This is a genomic window from Streptomyces sp. SA15, from assembly GCF_002291145.1.
Classification (GTDB): domain Bacteria; phylum Actinomycetota; class Actinomycetes; order Streptomycetales; family Streptomycetaceae; genus Streptomyces.
Map to the genome: position 1 here is coordinate 1 of NZ_NTGE01000031.1, position 21493 is coordinate 21493.

Annotated in this window: 13 protein-coding genes; 3 read left to right on the forward strand and 10 right to left on the reverse strand. The window is 69.9% G+C overall.

What is annotated here, in order from left to right; all coding sequences use genetic code 11:
* Positions 1-198: 198 nt before the first annotated feature.
* A complete protein-coding gene (locus CLM62_RS04760) occupies positions 199-4323 on the forward strand; it encodes a HAMP domain-containing protein (protein WP_179381941.1) in 4125 nt (1374 codons plus the stop codon).
* On the forward strand, positions 4320-4853 hold the full coding sequence (locus CLM62_RS04765) for a two-component system response regulator (RefSeq protein WP_095748606.1): 534 nt from the start codon (positions 4320-4322) through the stop codon (positions 4851-4853). The genes CLM62_RS04760 and CLM62_RS04765 overlap by 4 nt, the downstream gene beginning before the upstream one ends.
* A 23-nt stretch (positions 4854-4876) precedes the next feature.
* Here the strand turns inward: CLM62_RS04765 and CLM62_RS04770 are convergent, their stop codons facing one another.
* Positions 4877-6751 carry a long-chain fatty acid--CoA ligase gene (locus CLM62_RS04770; protein ID WP_095748607.1) on the reverse strand — a complete coding sequence of 625 codons (1875 nt, stop codon included), beginning with the start codon at positions 6749-6751 and terminating at the stop codon, positions 4877-4879.
* Between the two features lie 293 nt (positions 6752-7044).
* Positions 7045-8913, reverse strand: coding sequence for a translation elongation factor 4 (gene lepA, locus CLM62_RS04775; protein WP_095748608.1), 1869 nt, complete (start codon positions 8911-8913; stop codon positions 7045-7047).
* 230 nt (positions 8914-9143) lie between these two features.
* Between lepA and rpsT the strand changes: the two genes are divergently transcribed.
* Positions 9144-9410 (forward strand): 30S ribosomal protein S20, encoded by a 267-nt coding sequence (gene rpsT, locus CLM62_RS04785; RefSeq protein ID WP_095748610.1) that lies wholly within the window; start codon positions 9144-9146, stop codon positions 9408-9410.
* Between the two features lie 192 nt (positions 9411-9602).
* Here rpsT and CLM62_RS04790 read toward each other — a convergent pair whose 3' ends face one another.
* The 8 genes from CLM62_RS04790 to leuS all read right to left on the reverse strand — a co-directional run bounded on the left by CLM62_RS04790 (position 9603) and on the right by leuS (position 21433).
* The gene (locus CLM62_RS04790; RefSeq protein ID WP_095748611.1) at positions 9603-9998 is read right to left on the reverse strand and encodes a nuclear transport factor 2 family protein; all 396 of its coding nucleotides are present in this window, start codon (positions 9996-9998) and stop codon (positions 9603-9605) included.
* A 100-nt stretch (positions 9999-10098) separates the two neighbouring features.
* A complete protein-coding gene (gene holA / locus CLM62_RS04795; RefSeq protein WP_179381942.1) occupies positions 10099-11088 on the reverse strand; it encodes a DNA polymerase III subunit delta in 990 nt (329 codons plus the stop codon).
* A 625-nt stretch (positions 11089-11713) separates the two neighbouring features.
* Positions 11714-12562: an arylamine N-acetyltransferase gene (locus CLM62_RS04805; RefSeq protein ID WP_095748613.1), complete on the reverse strand. Its 849-nt coding sequence runs from the start codon at positions 12560-12562 to the stop codon at positions 11714-11716.
* A gap of 4 nt (positions 12563-12566) precedes the next feature.
* Positions 12567-15272, reverse strand: a complete 2706-nt coding sequence (locus CLM62_RS04810) for a ComEC/Rec2 family competence protein (protein ID WP_095748614.1) — start codon at positions 15270-15272, stop codon at positions 12567-12569.
* Positions 15269-16099 (reverse strand): ComEA family DNA-binding protein, encoded by an 831-nt coding sequence (locus tag CLM62_RS04815; RefSeq protein WP_095748642.1) that lies wholly within the window; start codon positions 16097-16099, stop codon positions 15269-15271. Before CLM62_RS04815 ends, CLM62_RS04810 begins: the two co-directional genes overlap by 4 nt.
* A 664-nt stretch (positions 16100-16763) precedes the next feature.
* Positions 16764-17609, reverse strand: a complete 846-nt coding sequence (locus tag CLM62_RS04825; protein ID WP_095748615.1) for a DegV family protein — start codon at positions 17607-17609, stop codon at positions 16764-16766.
* A 71-nt stretch (positions 17610-17680) separates the two neighbouring features.
* Complete coding sequence (locus CLM62_RS04830) at positions 17681-18430, reverse strand: hypothetical protein (RefSeq protein ID WP_179381943.1); 750 nt, start codon at positions 18428-18430, stop codon at positions 17681-17683.
* A 120-nt stretch (positions 18431-18550) separates the two neighbouring features.
* Entirely contained in the window at positions 18551-21433 is a 2883-nt protein-coding gene (gene leuS / locus CLM62_RS04835; RefSeq protein ID WP_095748617.1) for a leucine--tRNA ligase, read from the reverse strand.
* Between the last annotated feature and the right edge of the window lie 60 nt (positions 21434-21493).

Below are 21493 nucleotides of genomic sequence, written 5' to 3' on the forward strand. Positions count from 1 at the left end.
CTCTTGCTGCGCCTCGGCGGGCGGGCGCGCGCCCCCGGGCCCAGGCGCATCAGAGGCACGGGAAACGGTCTCCCGTTGCGTCGGAATGGGCCCCATGGACAGCTCCCCGAGCGGTTCGTACGAATACGCCTCAGTCGATGCCGACAGAGTGACAGACTGGCCACGCCCATAAGCGCCGAGTTACCGAAGTGGGCCGCCATGAGTGAGAACAGTGCTACGCGTGTGCTCGAAGACGGACAAAAAGACGGTCAGATTCGAGCATCCGATCTGCGTCCCCTGCTCGCCGCGATGACCGCCGCCCGGGACGGTGACTTCTCGAAGGTGCCGGAGACGGGTCACGGCATGGTGGCCGAACTGACCGCCGTCTTCAACCAGATCATGGACCGCAGCACCCACTTCAACACCGAGGTACAGCGCGTCAAACGGGAGTTGGTACGGCACGGCCGCCTCGACGAACGGCTCTCGGCGAGCCCGGGCCAGGGCGCGTGGACGTCCCGCGTCAACGATGTGAACCAGGTGCTCGACGCCCTGGTGGCCCCGGCGGCCAACGCGACCCGCGTGCTGGACGCGGTGGCCGGCGGCGATCTGACCCAGCGGGTCGATCTGCACGACGGCAGCAGGCAGTTACGCGGCGACCTGCGGCGTCTCGGCCGGGCCGTGAACAAGATGGTGGACCAGCTGTCCCTGTTCACGGGCGAGGTGACGCGGGTCGCCCGCGAGGTCGGCACCGAGGGACGGCTCGGCGGTCGGGCCAAGGTGCAGGGCCTGTCGGGCAGCTGGCGGGACGTGACCGAGGCGGTCAACACGATGGCGTCCCGGCTCACGGCCCAGGTACGCGACATCGCCCTGGTGACCACGGCGGTGGCCCGCGGCGACCTGACCCGCACGGTCACGGTCGAGGCGACCGGCGAGCTGCTGGAACTGAAGCTGACGGTCAACACGATGGTGGACCAGCTGTCCGCCTTCGCCGACGAGGTCACCCGGGTGGCCCGCGAGGTCGGTACGGAGGGCCAGTTGGGCGGGCGGGCCCAGGTGAGAGGCGTCTCCGGCGTCTGGAAGGACCTCACCGACAACGTCAACTTCATGGCCTCGAACCTGACCTCGCAGGTCCGCAACATCGCCCAGGTGACGACGGCCGTCGCCAACGGCGACCTGAGCCAGAAGATCACGGTCGACGCCCAGGGCGAGATCCTGGAGCTGAAGTCCACCATCAACACCATGGTCGACCAGCTCTCCGCGTTCGCCGACGAGGTCACCCGCGTCGCCCGCGAAGTCGGCACCGAAGGCAACCTCGGCGGCCGGGCCCAGGTGCGGGGTGTGTCAGGTGTCTGGAAGGACCTCACCGACAACGTCAACTTCATGGCGGACAACCTGACCTCGCAGGTCCGCAACATCGCCCTCGTCTCCACCGCCGTCGCCCAGGGCGACCTCGGCAAGAAGATCACGGTGGAGGCGAAGGGAGAGATCCTGGAGCTGAAGTCGACGATCAACACCATGGTCGACCAGCTCTCCGCCTTCGCCGACGAGGTCACCCGCGTCGCCCGCGAAGTCGGCACCGAAGGCAACCTCGGCGGTCAGGCGCAGGTGCGCGGCGTCTCCGGCGTCTGGAAGGACTTGACCGACAACGTCAACTTCATGGCGCTGAACCTCACTTCTCAGGTACGGAACATCGCTCAGGTGACGACCGCCGTCGCCAACGGCGATTTGTCCAAGAAGATCACGGTTGACGCCCGTGGCGAGATCCTCGAACTCAAGGACACCGTCAACACGATGGTCGAGCAACTGCGCGCCTTCGCCGACGAGGTGACACGCGTGGCCCGCGAGGTCGGCACCGACGGCCGGCTCGGTGGCCGGGCCCAGGTGCTGGGGGTCTCCGGCGTCTGGAAAGACCTCACCGACAACGTCAACTCCATGGCCGACAACCTGACCTCACAGGTGCGGAACATCGCCCAGGTCACCACGGCCGTTGCCAACGGCGACCTCTCGAAGAAGATCGACGTGGACGCCCGCGGCGAGATCCTGGAGCTGAAGACCGCCATCAACACGATGGTGGACACGCTCTCGTCGTTCTCCTCCGAGGTCACCCGGGTGGCCCGCGAGGTGGGCTCCGAGGGCCGGCTCGGCGGCCAGGCACGGGTCGAGGGCGTGTACGGCACCTGGAAGCGCCTGACGACCAACGTGAACGAGCTCGCCTCCAACCTCACCACCCAGGTCCGCGCGATCGCCGAGGTCGCCTCCGCGGTGGCCCAGGGCGACATGTCCCGCTCCATCACGGTGGAGACGCAGGGCGAGGTCGCCGAGCTGAAGGACAACATCAACCTGATGGTGGCCAACCTCCGCGAGACGACCCGCGCGAAGGACTGGCTGGAGTCGAACCTCGCCCGTCTGGCCGCCCTGATGCAGGGCCACCGCGACCTCATGGAGGTCGCCGACCTGATCCTGCGCGAGCTGACGCCCCTGGTGAACGCCCAGTACGGCGCGTTCTTCCTGGCCGACCCGGACGAGGACGGCGCGGCCCTGCACACCCCCGCTCCCGCGAAGGGACTCGCGTTCATCGCGGGCTACGGCTCCGCGCAGGGCGCGACCGTGGAGACCGGCGGCCTCCCGGTGCACGGCCTGGTCCGCCAGGCGGCCCGCGAGAAGAAGCGGATTCTCGTCGAGGAGGCCCCGCCGGACTACATCAAGATCAACAGCGGTCTGGGTGAGGCGGCGCCCACCAGCGTGGTCATCATCCCGATCCTCTTCGAGGACAAGCTCCTCGGCGTGATCGAGCTGGCGTCCTTCTCCCGCTTCTCCGACGTCCACCTGGCCTTCTTCGACCAGTTCGTGAACACCATCGGCGTCGCCATCAACACCATCATCGCCAACTCCCGTACGGAGTCCCTGCTCGGCGAGTCCCAGCGCCTGGCCATGCAGCTCCAGGAACGCTCGGACGAACTCCAGAAGCAGCAGGCGGAGCTGCAGCGCTCGAACGCGGAACTGGAGGAGAAGGCGGCGCTCCTCGCGACGTCGTCGCAGTACAAGTCGGAGTTCCTGGCGAACATGTCGCACGAGCTGCGTACGCCTTTGAATTCCCTGCTGATCCTGGCGAGGCTGCTCTCGGACAACCCGGACGGCCGCCTCTCCGACCAGGAAGTCCAGTTCGCGACGACGATCCACCGCTCGGGCTCGGACCTCCTCCAGCTGATCAACGACATCCTCGACCTGTCGAAGATCGAGGCGGGCCGGATGGACGTACGCCCGAAGAGGCTGCCGTTGATCAAGTTGCTGGACTACGTCCACGCCACCTTCCGCCCGCTCACCCTCGACCGGGGGCTCGCCTTCGAGGTCGCGGTCGGCGAGGACGTACCGCGTGAGATGTACTCCGACGAGCAGCGCCTCCAGCAGATCCTGCGCAACCTCCTGTCCAACGCGATCAAGTTCACCGCGACGGGCCGGGTCGAACTGCGCGTGAACCGCGTGAAGGACCCCGAGCACCACTACGTCCAGGGCAGCGACGAGGTGATCGCCTTCGCGGTCTCCGACACCGGCATCGGCATCGCCCCCGAGAAACTCCCGGTGATCTTCGAGGCGTTCCAGCAGGCCGACGGCACGACGAACCGCAAGTACGGCGGCACAGGGCTGGGACTGTCCATCAGCCGCGAGATCGCGGGCCTGCTGGGCGGCCGTATCGTCGCCGAGAGCGAGCCCGGCAAGGGCTCCACGTTCACGCTGTACGTCCCTGTCGTCAGCCCCGGCCACACAGCGACCGGCCCGGCCCCCGAGGAACGCCCCCTGCCGGTGCCGGACGTCCTGTCGGCCGAGCCCTTCCCGACCAGCCACGACAGCTACGACAGCCACGACACCCATGACACGGACGACACCTGGCCGGCGCCGACGAAGCTGGAGGCGTGGAAGGCGGGCCGGGCGGGCCAGGTCCTCCCCGGGCGCCGGGTGCTGATCGTGGACGACGACATCCGCAACGTCTTCGCCCTCACCCATGTCCTGGGGCGCGTCGGCATGCCCGTCCTCTACGCGGAGAACGGCCGCGAGGGCATCGAGACGCTGGAACGCAACCCGGACGTCGAACTCGTCCTGATGGACATCATGATGCCGGAGATGGACGGCTACGAGACCATCGCCGCCATCCGCCGCACCCCGCGCTGGACGGGCCTGCCCATCGTCGCGCTGACCGCGAAGGCGATGCCGGGAGACCGCGAGAAGTCCATCGCGCGGGGCGCCAACGACTACGTACCGAAGCCGGTGGACGTCGACCGGCTCCTGACGGTCGTGTGCGACCTGCTGGACCCGGAGGACACCGCGGAAGAGGCGCAGCAGTCATGAGCACTGAGGGCATACCCGACGAACGCGCCGCCATCCTCCTGGTCGACGACATGGAGGACAACCTGATCGCCCTCGAGGCCGTCCTGGGTTCCCTCAACGAACGGCTCGTCCGCGCACGTTCGGGCGAGGAAGCGATGAAGGCACTGCTGCGGCAGCAGTTCGCCCTCGTCCTGCTCGACGTGCGCATGCCGGGCATGGACGGTTTCGAGACCGCGGCGAACATCAAACGGCTCGACCAGACCAAGGACGTCCCGATCATCTTCCTGACCGGAGCGGACGACGACTCCGGCTACGCGTTCCGGGGCTACGCGACGGGGGCGGCCGACTACCTGACGAAGCCGTTCGATCCGTGGGTGCTGAGGGCGAAGGTGAGCGTGTTCCTGGACCTGCACCGCAAGAGCCGGCAACTGGAGCGGCTGCTGGCATTTCTCGAGGACCAGCTGACCGGGGACGCCCCTCCTGACATACCGGCCCTGCGCACACGGGTCAGGGAGATACGTCAGCTGGTGAACAGGGGGCGAGGTGTCTAAGCCCCCCGCCACCCCCAACCCCCCTACGCCTCGCGCGAACCGGCGTACATCTCATCAATCAGATGCTTGTACTCCCGCTCCACAACCGGCCGCTTCAACTTCAGACTCGGCGTGATCTCCCCGTGCTCCACATCGAGATCCCGAGGAAGCAGCCGGAACTTCTTGATCGTCTGCCACCGCTGCAAGCCCTCGTTGAGCTGCTTCACATACCCGTCGACCATCTCGACCGTGGCCGGCGCGGCCACGATCTCGGCGTACGACTTCCCCTCGAGCCCGTTCTCCTTCGCCCAGGCCTGGATCGACGCCTCGTCGAGGGCGATCAGCGCCGTACAGAAGTTCCGGTCGGCCCCGTGCACAAGAATGTTGGACACATACGGGCACACCGCCTTGAACTGCCCCTCGACCTCGGCCGGCGCGATGTACTTGCCGCCCGACGTCTTGATGAGGTCCTTCTTCCGGTCGGTGATCCGCAGATACCCGTCGGGCGACAGCTCCCCGATGTCCCCGGTGTGGAACCAGCCGTCCGGCTCCAGAACCTCGGCCGTCTTCTCGGGCAGCTTGTGGTACCCCTCCATGATCCCGGGCCCACGCAGCAGGATCTCCCCGTCGTCCGCGATGCGGACCTCCGTACCGGGCAGCGGCTTGCCGACCGTCCCGGTCCGGTACGCCTCACCGGGGTTCACGAACGAAGCCGCCGACGACTCGGTCAGCCCGTACCCCTCCAGGATGTGAATCCCGGCGCCGGAGAAGAAGTACCCGATCTCAGGCGCGAGCGCGGCCGAGCCCGAGACACAGGCCCGCAGATTCCCGCCGAACGCCTCCCGGATCTTCGCGTACACCAGCGCATCGGCGACCTTGTGCTTCGCCCCCAGCCCGAAGGGAACCGACGCCGTCCCGGTCCGCCGGAAGTTGTCCTGCGCGACCTTGGCGTACTCGCGGGCGACCTCAGCGGCCCACTGGAAGATCTTGTACTTGGCGCCGCCGCCCGCACGGGCCTTCGCGGCGACCCCGTTGTAGACCTTCTCGAAGATGCGCGGCACGGCCGCCATGTACGTCGGCTGTACGACCGGCAGATTCTCGATGATCTTGTCGACGCGGCCGTCGACGGCCGTGACGTGCCCCACCTCGATCTGCCCGGAGGTGAGCACCTTGCCGAAGACGTGCGCGAGCGGCAGCCACAGGTACTGCACGTCCTCGCCGCTGATCAGGCCGGTCGCGGCGATCGCCTTGGCCATGTACGCCCAGTTGTCGTGCGGGAGCCGCACACCCTTGGGCCGACCGGTCGTGCCGGAGGTGTAGATCAGCGTCGCGAGCTGGTCCTTGGTGATCGCACCGACCCGCTCCTTGATCAGGTCGGGGTCCTTCTCCAGCCGGGCGGCGCCGCGGGCCTCCAGCTCGGCGAGGGTGAGGACCCAGTCACCGGTCTCCACGCCGGCCGGGTCGATCACCACGACATGGGTGAGGTCGGGCAGCTCGGCACGCTTCTCCCGCGCCTTGGCCAGCTGCTCGGCGTTCTCCGCGATGAGCACCTTGCTCTCGGAGTCCGACAGGATGAACGCGGACTCGTCCGCTTTGGTCTGCGGGTAGACCGTGGTCGTGGCGGCACCGGCGCACAGGATGCCCAGGTCGGCGAGGATCCATTCGACCCGGGTGGAGGAGGACAGGGCGACCCGCTGCTCGGACTGTACGCCGAGCTCGATCAGGCCGGCCGCGATGGCGTAGACCCGCTCGGCGGCCTGCGCCCAGCTCAGCGACTTCCAGTCGTCCGGCCCCTGGCCGGCGGCCGGGGGTACGGGATAGCGGTATGCCTCGGCGTCCGGTGTGGCCGCCACGCGCTCCAGGAAGAGGGCCGCCACAGTGGGCGGACGGTTCTCGATCAGTGTCTGTGTGTCGCTCACGACATCCTCCGGGGCCCGCGACGACGCGGCTGGCTCAGTGCGGCTGGTTTCACTCACGCGCTATATCACTCGCACGCTGTATCACTCACGCGCTGTTGTTTAACTCGCGAGTAACTATCGAGCAGGGATCAGAGTAAGGCGCGACCGCCTGCGGCGTAAGGGCCCGCGCCCTGTCATTTCCAAACAGAGAGCGACCTTACGCATGCGTAGGGGCCCGCCGCGGTTTTGTACGACGGACCCCTGTTGTACCCGGTTTGCCGGGGTAACCCGCGGTAGCACGCGGCCGCGAGCCGCTACTTCTTGCTCTTGCCCGACCCCGTGCTGTCATCACTGCTCAGAACGGCGATGAAGGCTTCCTGCGGAACCTCCACGGAACCCACCATCTTCATCCGCTTCTTGCCTTCCTTCTGCTTCTCCAGCAGCTTCCGCTTACGGGAGATGTCACCGCCGTAGCACTTGGCGAGGACGTCCTTGCGGATGGCGCGGATGGTCTCGCGGGCGATGACCCGGGAGCCGATGGCGGCCTGGATGGGCACCTCGAAGGCCTGCCGCGGGATGAGCTCGCGCAGCTTGGCGACGAGCCGCACACCGTACGCGTACGCCGCGTCCTTGTGCGTGATCGCCGAGAAGGCGTCCACCTTGTCGCCGTGCAGCAGGATGTCGACCTTGACCAGGCTGGAGGTCTGCTCGCCGGTGGGCTCGTAGTCCAAAGACGCGTACCCACGCGTCTTCGACTTCAGCTGGTCGAAGAAGTCGAAGACGATCTCCGCGAGCGGGAGGGTGTAGCGGATCTCGACCCGGTCCTCGGAGAGGTAGTCCATGCCGAGCAGGACACCGCGCCGGGTCTGGCACAGCTCCATGATCGAACCGATGAACTCGCTCGGCGCCAGGATGGTGGCGCGCACGACCGGCTCGTAGACCTCCGAGATCTTCCCCTCGGGGAACTCGCTCGGGTTGGTGACGGTGTGCTCGGTGCCGTCCTCCATGAGAACGCGGTAGACCACGTTCGGCGCGGTGGCGATGAGGTCGAGCCCGAACTCGCGCTCCAGCCGCTCGCGGATCACGTCGAGGTGGAGGAGTCCGAGGAAGCCGACACGGAACCCGAAGCCGAGGGCGGCGGAGGTCTCCGGCTCGTAGACCAGCGCGGCGTCGTTGAGCTGGAGCTTGTCGAGGGCGTCGCGCAGCTCGGGGTAGTCGGAGCCGTCCAGTGGATACAGACCCGAGAAGACCATCGGCTTCGGGTCCTTGTAGCCGCCGAGCGCCTCGGTCGCCCCCTTGTGCAGGCTGGTGATGGTGTCACCGACCTTGGACTGGCGGACGTCCTTCACGCCGGTGATGAGGTAGCCCACCTCACCGACGCCGAGGCCGTCGGCGGGCAGCATCTCCGGCGAGTTGGTCCCGATCTCCAGCAGCTCGTGCGTGGCGTTGGTGGACATCATCCGGATGCGCTCGCGCCTGTTGAGCTGCCCGTCGATGACCCGGACGTACGTCACGACACCGCGGTAGGAGTCGTAGACCGAGTCGAAGATCATGGCCCGCGCGGGCGCGTCGGCCACACCGACCGGCGCCGGGACCTCCCGGACCACCTTGTCGAGCAGCGCGTCGACACCGACGCCGGTCTTCGCGGAGACCCGCAGCACGTCGTCGGGGTCGCACCCGACGAGGTTGGCGAGCTCCTCGGCGAACTTCTCCGGCTGCGCGGCCGGCAGGTCGATCTTGTTGAGTACGGGGATGATCGCGAGGTCGTTCTCCATCGCCAGGTACAGGTTGGCGAGGGTCTGGGCCTCGATGCCCTGGGCGGCGTCGACGAGGAGGATGGTCCCCTCGCAGGCGGCGAGCGACCGCGAGACCTCGTACGTGAAGTCGACGTGCCCCGGGGTGTCGATCATGTTGAGGATGTGCGTGTTGCCCGGGTCCTCGGTGGGCGCCCAGGGCAGACGCACGGCCTGAGACTTGATCGTGATGCCGCGCTCACGCTCGATGTCCATGCGGTCGAGGTACTGAGCGCGCATCTGCCGCTGCTCGACCACTCCGGTCAGCTGGAGCATCCGGTCGGCGAGCGTGGACTTGCCGTGGTCGATGTGCGCGATGATGCAGAAGTTGCGGATCAGAGCCGGGTCGGTACGGCTCGGCTCGGGCACATGGCTAGGGATCGCGGGCACGCAGGGTCCTGATTCTTGAGGCGTCCGCAGTGTCTGCGGTCTCGGGTCGGATCGATACGTAGCCTCCATGGTCCCACGGGCGGGGCCGTGCGACCGGTTTGGGCCGGTAGGACGATGACTGGTAGCCTGAGTGGCTGTGCCTCATGCCCTCTCAGCAGAAGGCACGTCTTCAAGAAATCATCGGCACGGGACCCATGCGGCCCCGTGCCTGAACCTGTAGAGGCTCATTCGTGGCGAACATCAAGTCCCAGATCAAGCGGATCAAGACCAACGAGAAGGCTCGGCTGCGCAACAAGGCCGTCAAGTCCTCCCTGAAGACCGCGATCCGCAAGGCCCGTGAGGCCGCTGCCGCGGGTGACGTCGAGAAGGCCACCGAGTACCAGCGCGCTGCCGCGCGTCAGCTCGACAAGGCCGTCTCCAAGGGCGTCATCCACAAGAACCAGGCCGCCAACAAGAAGTCGGCGCTCGCTTCGAAGGTCGTGTCCCTCAAGGGCTGAACTCCTTCTTTGATCTGATCGCCGGAAGGACCCAGGGCGGGCCCTCTCTCATCCGCCCCCAACCGGCACCCCGAGTTCGTCCGCGGCCTGCGTTCGCCACGCGGGGACGGGCTCGCCTGCTTGAACCGAAGGCCCCGGCACCTTCCCTTCCCCAGGGATGGCGGCGGGGCCTTCGTCATGCTGCGGCTGTGTCTAGGACCAGAAGTCGTTCAGCTTGTCGATGTCGTTCACGCACTCGTCGAGGTCACTGACCTTGTCTCCGACGATCCGGAAGACGATGCCGCCGTCCAGGTCCAGGCGCTTGCCCTGACGCTCGGCCGTGGAGTGGTGCACGGACATCACATGGCCGCGGCCGTCGACGAAGAGCTGACGCAGCTCGACGTTCAATGTGCCGCCCGACTCCTCGAAGAGCCGCTGGTACAACTCGACACACGCGTCCTGACCCTTGTAGTCGCCCGCCAGCGGATGATCGCCCGGGAAGTGATGCGTGGCGTCCCCCGTCATCAGGGTGCGCAGGGCGTCCATGTCACGGCGTGAGAAGGCCTCGTAGCCCTTGCGGACGAGTGTTGCGTGCGGGTGTTCAGCCACGGCGATCGCCGCCTCTCCATCATCTAGGCGATGTACGGCTGCTACACACGATTCTCCTCGCCAGTGCTGCGGGGGCTACTGGATCATCCGAGTGGCCTGCTCACGACCGGCCCTTGGAGCGCGCCGCCCGGGCGATGGTCACCACGGCCTTCTCCAGCGCGTACTCGGGGTCGTCCCCGCCCCCCTTGACCCCCGCGTCCGCCTCGGCCACGGCCCGCAACGCGACGGCCACCCCATCCGGCGTCCACCCCCGCATCTGCTGCCGCACCCGGTCGATCTTCCACGGCGGCATCCCGAGCTCCCGCGCGAGATCGGCCGGCCGCCCGCCCCGCGCCGACGACAGCTTCCCGATGGCCCGCACGCCCTGGGCGAGGGCGCTGGTGATCAGCACGGGCGCCACGCCGGTGGCCAGCGACCACCGCAGCGCCTCCAGCGCCTCGGCGGCCCGTCCCTCCACGGCCCGGTCGGCCACGGTGAAGCTGGACGCCTCGGCGCGCCCGGTGTAGTACCGCCCGACGACGGCCTCGTCGATGGTCCCCTCGACATCGGCGACCAGCTGGGACACGGCCGACGCCAGCTCCCGCAGATCGCTGCCGATGGCGTCCACGAGCGCCTGGCAGGCCTCGGGGGTGGCGGACCTGCCCACCGCCCGGAACTCCCCCCGCACGAACGCCAGCCGGTCCGCCGGCTTCGTCATCTTCGGGCACGCCATCTCCCGCGCCCCCGCCTTGCGCGCCGCGTCGAGCAGGCCCTTTCCCTTGGCCCCGCCCGCATGCAGCAGCACGAGCGTGATCTCCTCGGCGGGCGCCCCGAGATACGCTTTCACGTCCTTGATCGTGTCGGCCGACAGATCCTGCGCATTGCGTACGACGACGACCTTCCGCTCCGCGAAGAGCGACGGACTCGTCAGCTCGGCGAGCGTCCCCGGCTGCAGCTGGTCCGGGGTCAGATCACGCACGTCCGTGTCGGCGTCGGCGGCCCGGGCGGCGGCCACCACCTCCTGCACGGCACGATCGAGCAGAAGCTCCTCCTGGCCCACGGCAACGGTCACCGGGGCGAGAGGCTCGTCATTCGCAGTCTTCCTGGCCATCGCGTAAAGCATCCCATGGGCCACTGACAACGGGGCCCGGCCGCGGTCGGCGTAGCCGCGGTCGGCCGATCCGCCGCAGCCACTGCCCGGCCGCCGCTGCGGCCAGCCGCATGCCGCCGCCGCTGCGGGCAGTCGTGCCGCTGGGGCGGCTCCCGACCCAAAGAGAGCGGCACCCCGTAGCGCCGGGCCGCGCGACCCACCCCCGCCCAGCCCCACGCCGGGCACGCCGCGAGCTGATCACCGTAGCGCCCCACCCTGGAGGTCTACGGCTCCTCCCGCCACCGTTCCTGAAGACTGAGCAGGGGTGAGCCCGCTCAGCCGCACGCCCCGAACGGTCTTGGGCGCACTGGTCCTCGGCGTACTCAGCCCCGGAGCGGCGACACGCATCCTGTGCGTGGTCCGATCCCGGGAGGCCCCCGCGGCCGGAGGCCGCTGATGGACACAGACCTACGCGACCTGGCCAGATGGGTACGGCCAGTGGCGACGAGGAGGCCCCGAACCATCCTCTGGTGGAGCGGGGGCCCCGCACGCTGGCACCGTACCCGGCGTCCCAGATCGCACGATCACGTTAACCCGGTCGGCCCAACATGCCGCAAGCCCGCGAGCCGACCATCACACGATCGAGCTAATCGGCCTCATGCGTGAGGCCCACCCTTCGCACCGTCGGCACCACGTCGAGTTCGATCCCGAACCGATCCCGATACACCCCCAGCACCTCCTCGTCCGTCGCCAGCTCACGCTCCTCCCGCGTCCCGTCGGCCGCCGTCACCTTGAAGTTCCGCCCGCTGAGCGTGATCCTCCCTCCGTCCTCCGTGACCCGTGAGCACACCAGCGACCGAGTGAAGTGCGACTGCGGCGAGGTGCTGTGCCACCAGGCCCCGGCCACGAAGTCACCGAGCACCCGCGGCCGCACCTCCACCCGGTACTGAGCCCTGCCGTCCACGAACACGTCCAGGTCCGCCGCCCGAACCCCACCGTGCCCGCCCCGCACCCCCGCCGCGTCCGGCCCCGCCTCGACGATCCGGAACGTGCCGCCGGGATCCTCCTGCTCACCCCGCGCCTCGAACGCCAGCGGATAGTGACTGTGCGCCCCGAACCCGACGTCGGCCAGCCACTCACCGCCGTCCACCGTCCGCACCCGCAGCACGAGATGGTCGTACGGAATCCCGAGCAGTCCCTCCGGCCCGTACACCCGCGCCGCGAGCAGCGAGACGTCGAACCCCAGCGCGGCGAGCAACGCCCCGAACACGCCGTTCAGTTCGTAACAGAACCCGCCTCGCCGGGCGCCCACCAGCTTGTCCAGCAGCCGCTTCTCCTCCAGCACGATCTCCTGGCCGAGGTGGACCGACAGGTTCTCGAAGGGCACGGTCTGCAAGTGCCGCAGATGCAGATCGCGCAGGACGTCGAGGGTGGGCCACGCCGGGTGCTCGGCTCCGATGCGGTGGAGGTAGGCATCGACCTGTGCGGAATCCATGGCCTCAGTCTCGCCCCACCCACAGCTCTCCGCCGCCCGGACCGCCACCCGTACCGGCGACCGCGAGCGCCCCGTCCCGGTCGGTCCGCAGCACCGCCGCACCCCAGGCCCGCAGTGCCGCGACCGTGCTGGGGGCGGGATGACCGTACATATTGTCCGCACCACAAGAGATCAACGCCAGCCGCGGGGCCACCCGGCGTATGAGCTCCGGGTCCTGATAGGCCGAGCCATGATGGGCGACTTTGAGCACATCCATCCCGCCCAGCCGCACCCCCGCCGGTGATCTCAACAGCGCCTGCTGCGCCGGGGGTTCGAGGTCCCCGAGCAGCAGGAACCGCAGCCCGGCCGACCGCACGAGCAGCGCGACACTGGCGTCGTTCGGCCCCTCGGGCTCCGGTCCCGGTGTCGGCGGCGGCCACAGCACCTCCCAGGACAGCGCCCCGGTACGCCGCTGCTCCCCGGCGACGGCACGCGTCACCGGAATCCGCCGGGCCGCCGCCTCCCTCCGTACGAACCCGGCTTGGTCCGCGGGCTCTTCGTAGCCCGTGGTCTCGATCGCGCCCACCGAACGCCCCCGCAGCACTCCGGGCAGCCCCGCCACATGGTCCGCGTGGAAGTGGGTCAGCACGACCAGCGGGATCCTGGTGATGCCGAGCGTGCGCAGGCAGTGGTCGACGAGCGTCGGATCGGGTCCCGCGTCCACGACCACGCCCGTGCCCTCGCCCGCCGCGAGCACCGTCGCGTCGCCCTGCCCCACGTCGCACATCGCCATCCGCCAGCCCGGCGGCGGCCAGCCCGTGATCACCCTGGTCAGCGGCGGCGGCTGCACCACCGCCAGCAGGACCAGCAGCCCGCAGGCACCGCACAGCCAGGGGTGTCGCAGCAGCCGTCGGCCGACGAGCAGGACGACCACCGTGACCAGGCAGAGCAGTGCCGCCCCGGCCCAGCTGTCCGGCCAGTCCACTCCCGCACCGGGCAACGCCGCACCGGTACGGGCGATCCCGGCGATCCACTCCGCGGGCCAAGCCGCGCACCAGGCCAGCGCCTTGGCCACCGGCATCGCCACCGGCGCCGTCGCCAGTGCCGCGAAGCCCAGCACCGTGGCCGGAGCGACCGCGAACTCCGCGAGAATGTTGCACGGCACCGCCACCAGGCTCACCCGCGCCGACAGCACGGCGACGACCGGCGCGCACAGGGCCTGCGCGGCAGCGGCGGCGGCCAGCGCCTCGGCCAGTCGCGGCGGCACCCGGCGCCGTCGCAGCGCGATACTCCAGCGGGGCGCGAGCGTGAGCAGGGCGCCGGTGGCCAGAACGGACAGCACAAAGCCGTAGCTCCGGGCCAGCCACGGGTCGTAGAGCACCAGCAGCAGTACGGCCGTCGCCAGCGCCGGGATCAGCGATCTGCGGCGTCCGGTCGCGAGCGCGAGCAGCGTGACGGCTCCGCAGGCCGCGGCGCGCAGCACGCTCGGATCCGGTCTGCACACGACCACGAAGGCGAGCGTGAGTCCGCCGCCGAACAGCGCGGTCGCCCGGAGCGAGATACCGAGGCGCGGCGCGAGTCCGCGGCGCTCGGCCAGCTGGGCCAGGCCGGGCGGTCCGATGAGCAGGGCGAGGATGATCGTGAGGTTGCTCCCGGAGACGGCGAGGGTGTGCGCGAGGTCGGTCTCCTTGAAGGCCTCGTCCAGCTCCGGAGTGATCCGTGCGGTGTCCCCCACGACCAGGCCCGGCAGCAGCGCCCGGGCGTCCTCCGACAGCCCGTCCGTGGCCTCCCGCAGCCCGGCGCGCAGCCGACCCGCCAACCGCTGCGATGCCGACGGCTCCGCCACGACCTCCGGCGCCGCCCGGCCCCGTACACGCAGCACGGCCGCGAACCGGTCGCCGCCCGTCATCGCGGGCGCCGACCGCGCGGTCACGCGCAGCCGTGTGGACGGCAGCAGCCCCAGCCACGGCGAACGACCCGGCCCTTCGGCGACGGTCCGCGAGCCACCCGAGGCCCCTCCACCCGGCGCCCGTCCACCCGACGCGCCTTCACGCGGCACACCGCCGCCGATCGCCCCGCCACCAGAAGCCCTGTCGACCGGTAGCGCGGCTGCGGACCCCACGTCGACGATCAGCAGCACCGGCGCCCGTGTCGCCATCGCCGTCCCGTTCGCCGCCTCGACGCGGCGCACGTCTGCGTTGATCAGCACGGAGGTCGGGGCCACATGATTCCCGCTGATCCGAGGCCGGGTGAGCCGGGGATCGGAGGTCACTTCGACCTCTGCGGTCACGGTGGCGTACTGCCGTGCCAGCTCCGGTAGCGGCCCGCGCCGCAGATCGGCCCCGTGGAGCCCGGCGGACGCAGCGGCCGCCGCGACACAGAGCAGCACGGCGGCGATCGAGGCTCGCGCCCAGGTGGTCCGCAGCGGAGCACGCGCCCAAAGGCCCCGCATCGGTCGGGCGCGCGACCGCAAGGCCATAAGGAGGACACCGGCCGCGGCAAGGCACACGGCCGCGATGCCGGTGACCCACTCCGGCGGGGCGTCCAGCGTCAGAGCGGCCGTCGCCCAGGCCGCGAGGGCGGGTGGTACGAGTCGTAGATCCGTCGGTCCTTCCTGTCGGGGGTGGGAGGCCCCAAGCCGTTTACCGGAGGCGGCGTGGACGGCGGGGCGCGGGTGCGGGCGCGGGCGGGCGGCGTCGTGCTCGGGCGGCACGTCGGGGCTGTGCCTCATGGCCGTACGAGGTTCCGCAGGTCCGCGAAGCGGCGGTCGCCGATGCCGTTGACCTCACGCAGCTCGTCCACCGAGCGGAAACCGCCGTGCTGTGTGCGGTAGTCGATGATGTGCTGGGCCAGCACGGGGCCGACGCCCGGCAGCGTGTCGAGCTGGTCCACGGTGGCCGTGTTGAGGGAGACGGGTCCGGCCGGTGCCACCCCCACCGCCGCGCCGGCGGGACTGCCGACGACCGTGCCGCTGCCCGAACCGGGCCCCGGAGCGGCGGCGGCCGGAGCACCGACGATCACCTGTTCCCCGTCCACGAGGAAACGGGCCCGGTTCAGACCGTCGGTGTCCGTACCGGGACGCACTCCGCCGGCCGCGCGCAACGCGTCCGCGACACGCGAACCGGCCGGAAGCCGGTGGATGCCGGGGTCGCGGACCTTGCCGCCGACATCCACGACGATCTCGGCCCCTGCTGTGCCCACGGCGTTCGGCGCACCGGCCGAGGGAGTCGGCTCCGTCTGCTCGCTCTGCTGTCCCTCCGTGTAGGGAGCGGCCGCGTGCACCACCTCGGGCGCTCGGACGGACTCGGTCCGCCCGGCCCAGAAGTGCTGCACGGCGAAAGCCGCGGCGACGACGAGCAGCACGGTGAGCGCGAGCACGCTCCGCCGCTCCAGACCACACCTGGCCTGCAGCCACACGGGCATCCGCTCCCGCAGAGCAAGCCCGACCCGCACCCGCCTACCGCCTCCCCCGGACCCGGCCCCGACGTCCGCGTCCTCGGAGCCTGCGAAGCCTCCTCCAGCCACGGGGTCAAGTGGATCCGCCAACCGCAGGCCCATGGGGTCATGCGGATCTGCCGGCCCTTCAGCTACGCGGTCGGGAGAAGCCGTCACCCCCACAGCCGTGCCGGCCGACCGGACCTCCCGACCACCCCGGTCAACGGCGAGACCGTGCGAAGCCTCCTGCCCCACGGCGATATCGGCGTGCGAAGCATCCCGGCCCACGGCGACATCAACCTGCGGACCCTCCAGCCCCACGGCGACATCAACCTGCGGACCCTCCAGCCCCACGGCCACATCAACCTGCGGACCCTCCAGCCCCACGGCCAAGTCAGCGCGCCGATCCTCCGACCCTGCGGCTACCTCGGTCGGCGGCCCCGCCCCCGACTCCCGCCACTCCCTGGCACGTTCGGCGAAAAGCGCCTCTGCCCGACGGCGTAATTCGGCCGCCGAAGCGTGCCGGTGTCGCGTCCGGCCACGGAGGGGCGGGCGGCGATGACGGGCACGGCCGTCTGAGGCAGGGGCGCGTCCCGGGCCGCTGGTTGCGTTCGCTGTGCGTGAGCGTGATCGAAGTGCCATGCGCCGAGGATCCGGCACGTCGGCCCATCCGCGATGATCTTGGTCAATTCCCGGGGATTACCGCCCGGTTGTGGAAAACTCCGTCACCCACACGGGTGGTCAAACCGAAGCCCCTGAGCCCACCGCATCCACCGCACCACCCACCTCAACGCGCCGAGACCACGACCCCCAGCAACCCGGGTCCCGTGTGCGCCCCGATCACCGCCCCGACCTCGCTCACATGCAGGTCGGCCAGCCCCGGCACCCGCGTCCGCAGGCGCTCCGCCAGGGCCGACGCCCGGTCGGGCGCGGCGAGATGGTGGACGGCGATGTCGACCTGCGCGCTGCCGGCCCGATCGACCGCGATCTCCTCGAGCCGGGCGATGGCCTTGGACGCCGTGCGCACCTTCTCCAGCGGTTCGATACGGCCGCCTTCGAGCTGGAGCAACGGCTTCACCGCGAGCGCGGAGCCGAAGAGGGCCTGCGCGGCGCCGATCCGGCCTCCGCGGCGCAGATAGTCGAGGGTGTCGACGTAGAAGTAGGCGGACGTGCCCGCGGCACGCTTCTCCGCGGCCGTGACGGCCTCGTCCACCGTGCCGCCCGTCTCCGCCGCCTCGGCCGCGGCGAGCGCGCAGAAGCCGAGGGCCATCGCGATCATCCCGGTGTCCACCACCCGCACCGGCACCGGCGCCTCGCGCGCCGCCAGCACCGCCGCGTCGTGTGTGCCGGAGAGTTCGGCGGACAGGTGCAGGGAGACGATGCCGGTGGCGCCGGACTCGGCGACCCTGTGGTAGGTCTCCGCGAACACCTGGGGGCTGGGGCGCGAGGTGGTGACGGAGCGTCGCTTCTGCAACGCCTGGGCCAGGGAACGCGTGGAGATCTCGGTGCCCTCGTCCAGCGCCCGGTCGCCGAGGACCACGGTCAGCGGCACCGCTGTGATGCCGTGGCGCTCCATCGTCCGCCTCGGCAGGTAGGCCGTTGAATCGGTGACGATCGCGACATGGCGGGACATGAGCTGGAGGTTACCTGGCGTAGCGCCTGTAGGGCAGCCCGGCCCCTCTCATCTGAGCGCCCGTGTCCGGATCAAGTGGTGCTCTCGGGACGGGTCTTCTTCTGCCAGGGATAGACGGGACGTCGGCTCGGCGGGGTGATGGCGGGCCGCGCCGGCTCCTTGGCCGAGTGGGCCCGAGGTGTCTCCGGCCAGGCCTGCTGTGAGGTCGCGCCCTCGGCCACGGGGGCCTCCGGCCACGGCGGCGGCGTGGCGGAGGTCGGCTCCGGCATCGGCTCCGACGTCGTCCAGTGCCGCAGCGCACCGGCCTCCACGTCGATCTGCGCGCTCAGCGAGTCCAGGTCGTCGTCGGCGAAACGGCGGGCCCGGTCGCGGGCCGCCCAGCGCAGCGAGTCGGCCGACTGAGTGATGCGCTCGGTGCGCTCGCGCAGCGCGGGCAGCCGCTCGGCGAGCGTGGTCCGGTCGGGCTCGGACTCCAGGCGCCTGAGTTCGGCGTCCAGTTCGTGTCCGTGCGCGCTGAGGCGCTCGAAGAGACCGAGGGACTCCTTGAGGGACTCGTCCTCGGCCACGCCCGCGTGCAGCGCGTCCTGGGTGGCGCGCATCGACGTGCGCAGCTTCAGCCGCAGCTGGGCGATCTCGCCCGCCGGGCCCAGCTGGGCGAAGGACTTGGCGCGCAACGTGTGGTCCTCGACGGTGCGGCGGGCCTGGGTGATGGTGCGGTCCACACCGCGCTTCGCGGCGCCGACCGCCTTCACCGTGGCGTAGGCACCGAGCACCACGAAGAGCACGAAAAGCAGGGCGAATACTGCGGTCACTGCTTCCACCAGCTCCTCCTCCGACGGTCGCGGCACGCACCGCGTCACTCTTCAACGGTAAACGCAACGGGCAGGTCCGGAGTTCCAGAAAAACCCCGAACCTGCCCGTAGGGGACTCCCCCGAGGCACCTACGCCGGAACGATGTTCACCAGCTTCGGCGCCCGCACGATCACCTTGCGGACGCCCGCGCCGTCCAGCGCGGCCACGACCTTCTCGTCGGCCAGCGCGACCTTCTCCAGCTCGTCCTCGGAGATGGCCGGAGAGACCTCCAGGCGGGCCTTGACCTTGCCCTTGACCTGGACCACGCAGGTGACGGTCTCGTCCACGACGTACGCCGGATCGGCCACGGGGAAGTCCTGGTGGACCACCGAGCCGGTGTGCCCCAGCTTGCGCCACAGCTCCTCGGCGATGTGCGGGGCCAGCGGCGCGACCAGCAGCACCAGCGACTCCGCGACGGACCGCGCCACCGGGCCGCCCGCCTTGGTCAGGTGGTTGTTCAGCTCGGTGACCTTGGCGATGGCGGTGTTGAACCGCAGGCCCTCCAGGTCCTGGCGCACACCGTCGATCGCCTTGTGCAGGGCGCGCAGCGTGTCCACGTCGATGTCGGCGTCCTCCGTGTCGACCACGGTGACCTCACCGGTCGCCTCGTCCACGACGTTGCGCCACAGCCGCTGCAGCAGCCGGAACTGGCCCACCACCGCGCGCGTGTCCCACGGCCGCGACACGTCCAGCGGACCCATCGCCATCTCGTACAGGCGCAGCGTGTCCGCCCCGTACTCGTCACAGATCTCATCCGGAGTGACCGCGTTCTTCAGGGACTTGCCCATCTTGCCCAGCAGCCGGGAGACCTTCTCACCCTGGTAGTAGTACCCGCCGTCGCGCTCCTCCACCTCGGCGGCCGGCACCGCGATGCCCCGGCTGTCGCGGTAGACGTAGGCTTGGATCATGCCCTGGTTGAACAGCTTGTGGAACGGCTCGGCCGAGGAGACGTGCCCCAGGTCGTACAGCACCTTGGACCAGAAGCGCGCGTACAGCAGGTGCAGTACGGCGTGTTCGGCGCCGCCGACGTACAGGTCGACGCCGCCGTGCGGCATGCCCTCGCGCGGACCCATCCAGTACCGCTCGACTTCCGGGTCGACCAGCTTCTCGGAGTTGTGCGGGTCCAGATAACGCAGCTCGTACCAGCAGGAACCGGCCCAGTTGGGCATGGTGTTGGTCTCGCGGCGGTACTGGCGCGGGCCCCTGCCGTCGCCCAGGTCCAGCGTGACGTTGACCCACTCCTCGTTGCGCGACAGCGGGGTCTCGGGCTGGGTGTCGGCGTCGTCCGGGTCGAAGGTGCGCGGCGAGTAGTCCTCGACCTCGGGCAGCTCCAGCGGCAGCATCGACTCGGGCAGGGCGTGGGCGGTGCCGTCCTCGTCGTAGACGATCGGGAAGGGCTCGCCCCAGTAGCGCTGGCGGCTGAACAGCCAGTCGCGCAGCCGGAAGTTGACGGTGCCCTCGCCGATGCCCTTGCGCTCCAGCCATTCGGTGATGCGCGCCTTGGCGTCGGCGACGCCCAGGCCGTCCAGGGAGACACCCTCACCGGCGGAGTTGACGATCTTCGCGTCGTACGACACGAAGGCCTCGTCCCACGTCGACGTGTCCGTGCCCCGGCCATCGGTCGGCTCGACCACGCAGTTGATCGGCAGCTCGAAGGCGCGCGCGAAGGCGAAGTCGCGCGTGTCGTGGGCCGGGACGGCCATGATCGCGCCGGTGCCGTAGCCCATCAGGACGTAGTCGGCGATGAAGACCGGGATCTTCTCGCCGTTGACGGGATTGGTGGCGTAGGCGCCGATGAAGACACCGGTCTTGTCCTTGGCCTCGGCCTGGCGCTCGACGTCGGACTTCGATGCGGCCTGCGCGCGGTACGCGGAGACGGCCTCGGCCGGGGTCGCGTGGCCGCCGGTCCACGCCTCGTGTGTGCCCTCGGGCCAGGCGGCCGGGGTGAACTTCTCGACCAGCGGGTGCTCGGGCGCCAGCACCATGTAGGTCGCGCCGAACAGGGTGTCCGGGCGCGTGGTGAAGACCGTGATGCGCTCGCCGTCGATCGGGAAGTCGACGCGCGCGCCCTCGGAGCGGCCGATCCAGTTGCGCTGCTGCAGCTTGATGGCCTCGGGCCAGTCCAGCGCCTCCAGGTCGTCCAGCAGCCGGTCGGCATAAGAAGTAATCCGCATGTTCCACTGGCGCAGCTTGGCCTTGAAGACCGGGAAGTTGCCGCGCTCGGAGCGGCCGTCGGCGGTGACCTCCTCGTTGGCCAGCACGGTGCCCAGGCCGGGGCACCAGTTGACCGGCGCGTCGGAGGCGTAGGCCAGGCGGTACTCGCCCAGGACGTCGGCGCGCTCGGCGGCGCTCAGCGCGCTCCAGGTACGCCCGCCGGGCACCGCGCGCTCACCGGACTCGAACTGAGCGATCAGCTCGGAGATCGGGCGGGCCTTCTTCGCCTCGTCGTCGTACCAGGAGTTGAAGATCTGCAGGAAGATCCACTGGGTCCACTTGTAGTAGTCCGGGTCGATCGTGGCGAACGACCGGCGCTTGTCGTGGCCCAGGCCCAGCCGGCGCAGCTGGACCTTCATGTTCTCGATGTTGGCCTCGGTAGACACGCGCGGGTGCGTGCCGGTCTGCACGGCGTACTGCTCGGCGGGCAGGCCGAAGGCGTCGAAGCCCAGGGTGTGCAGGACGTTGTGGCCGGTCATGCGCTGGAACCGGGCGAAGACATCGGTGGCGATGTAGCCCAGGGGGTGGCCGACGTGCAGGCCCGCACCCGAGGGATACGGGAACATGTCCATGATGAACTTCTTGGGCCGGGCGGCCAGCTCGGCATCGCCGGCCAGGTCACCCTTCGGGTTCGGCGCCGCGTAGGTGCCCTCGGCGTCCCAGAAGTCCTGCCAGCGTGCCTCGATGTCGGCTGCCATGGCGGCCGTGTAGCGGTGCGGCGCGGCCACCTCGGTGGCAGCGGGGTTCGTCTCGCTCATGATCCTCAAAGCTCCATCGATCGTCTCTGCCTGCGGCTGTGACGTTGCGGGAAACGAAAA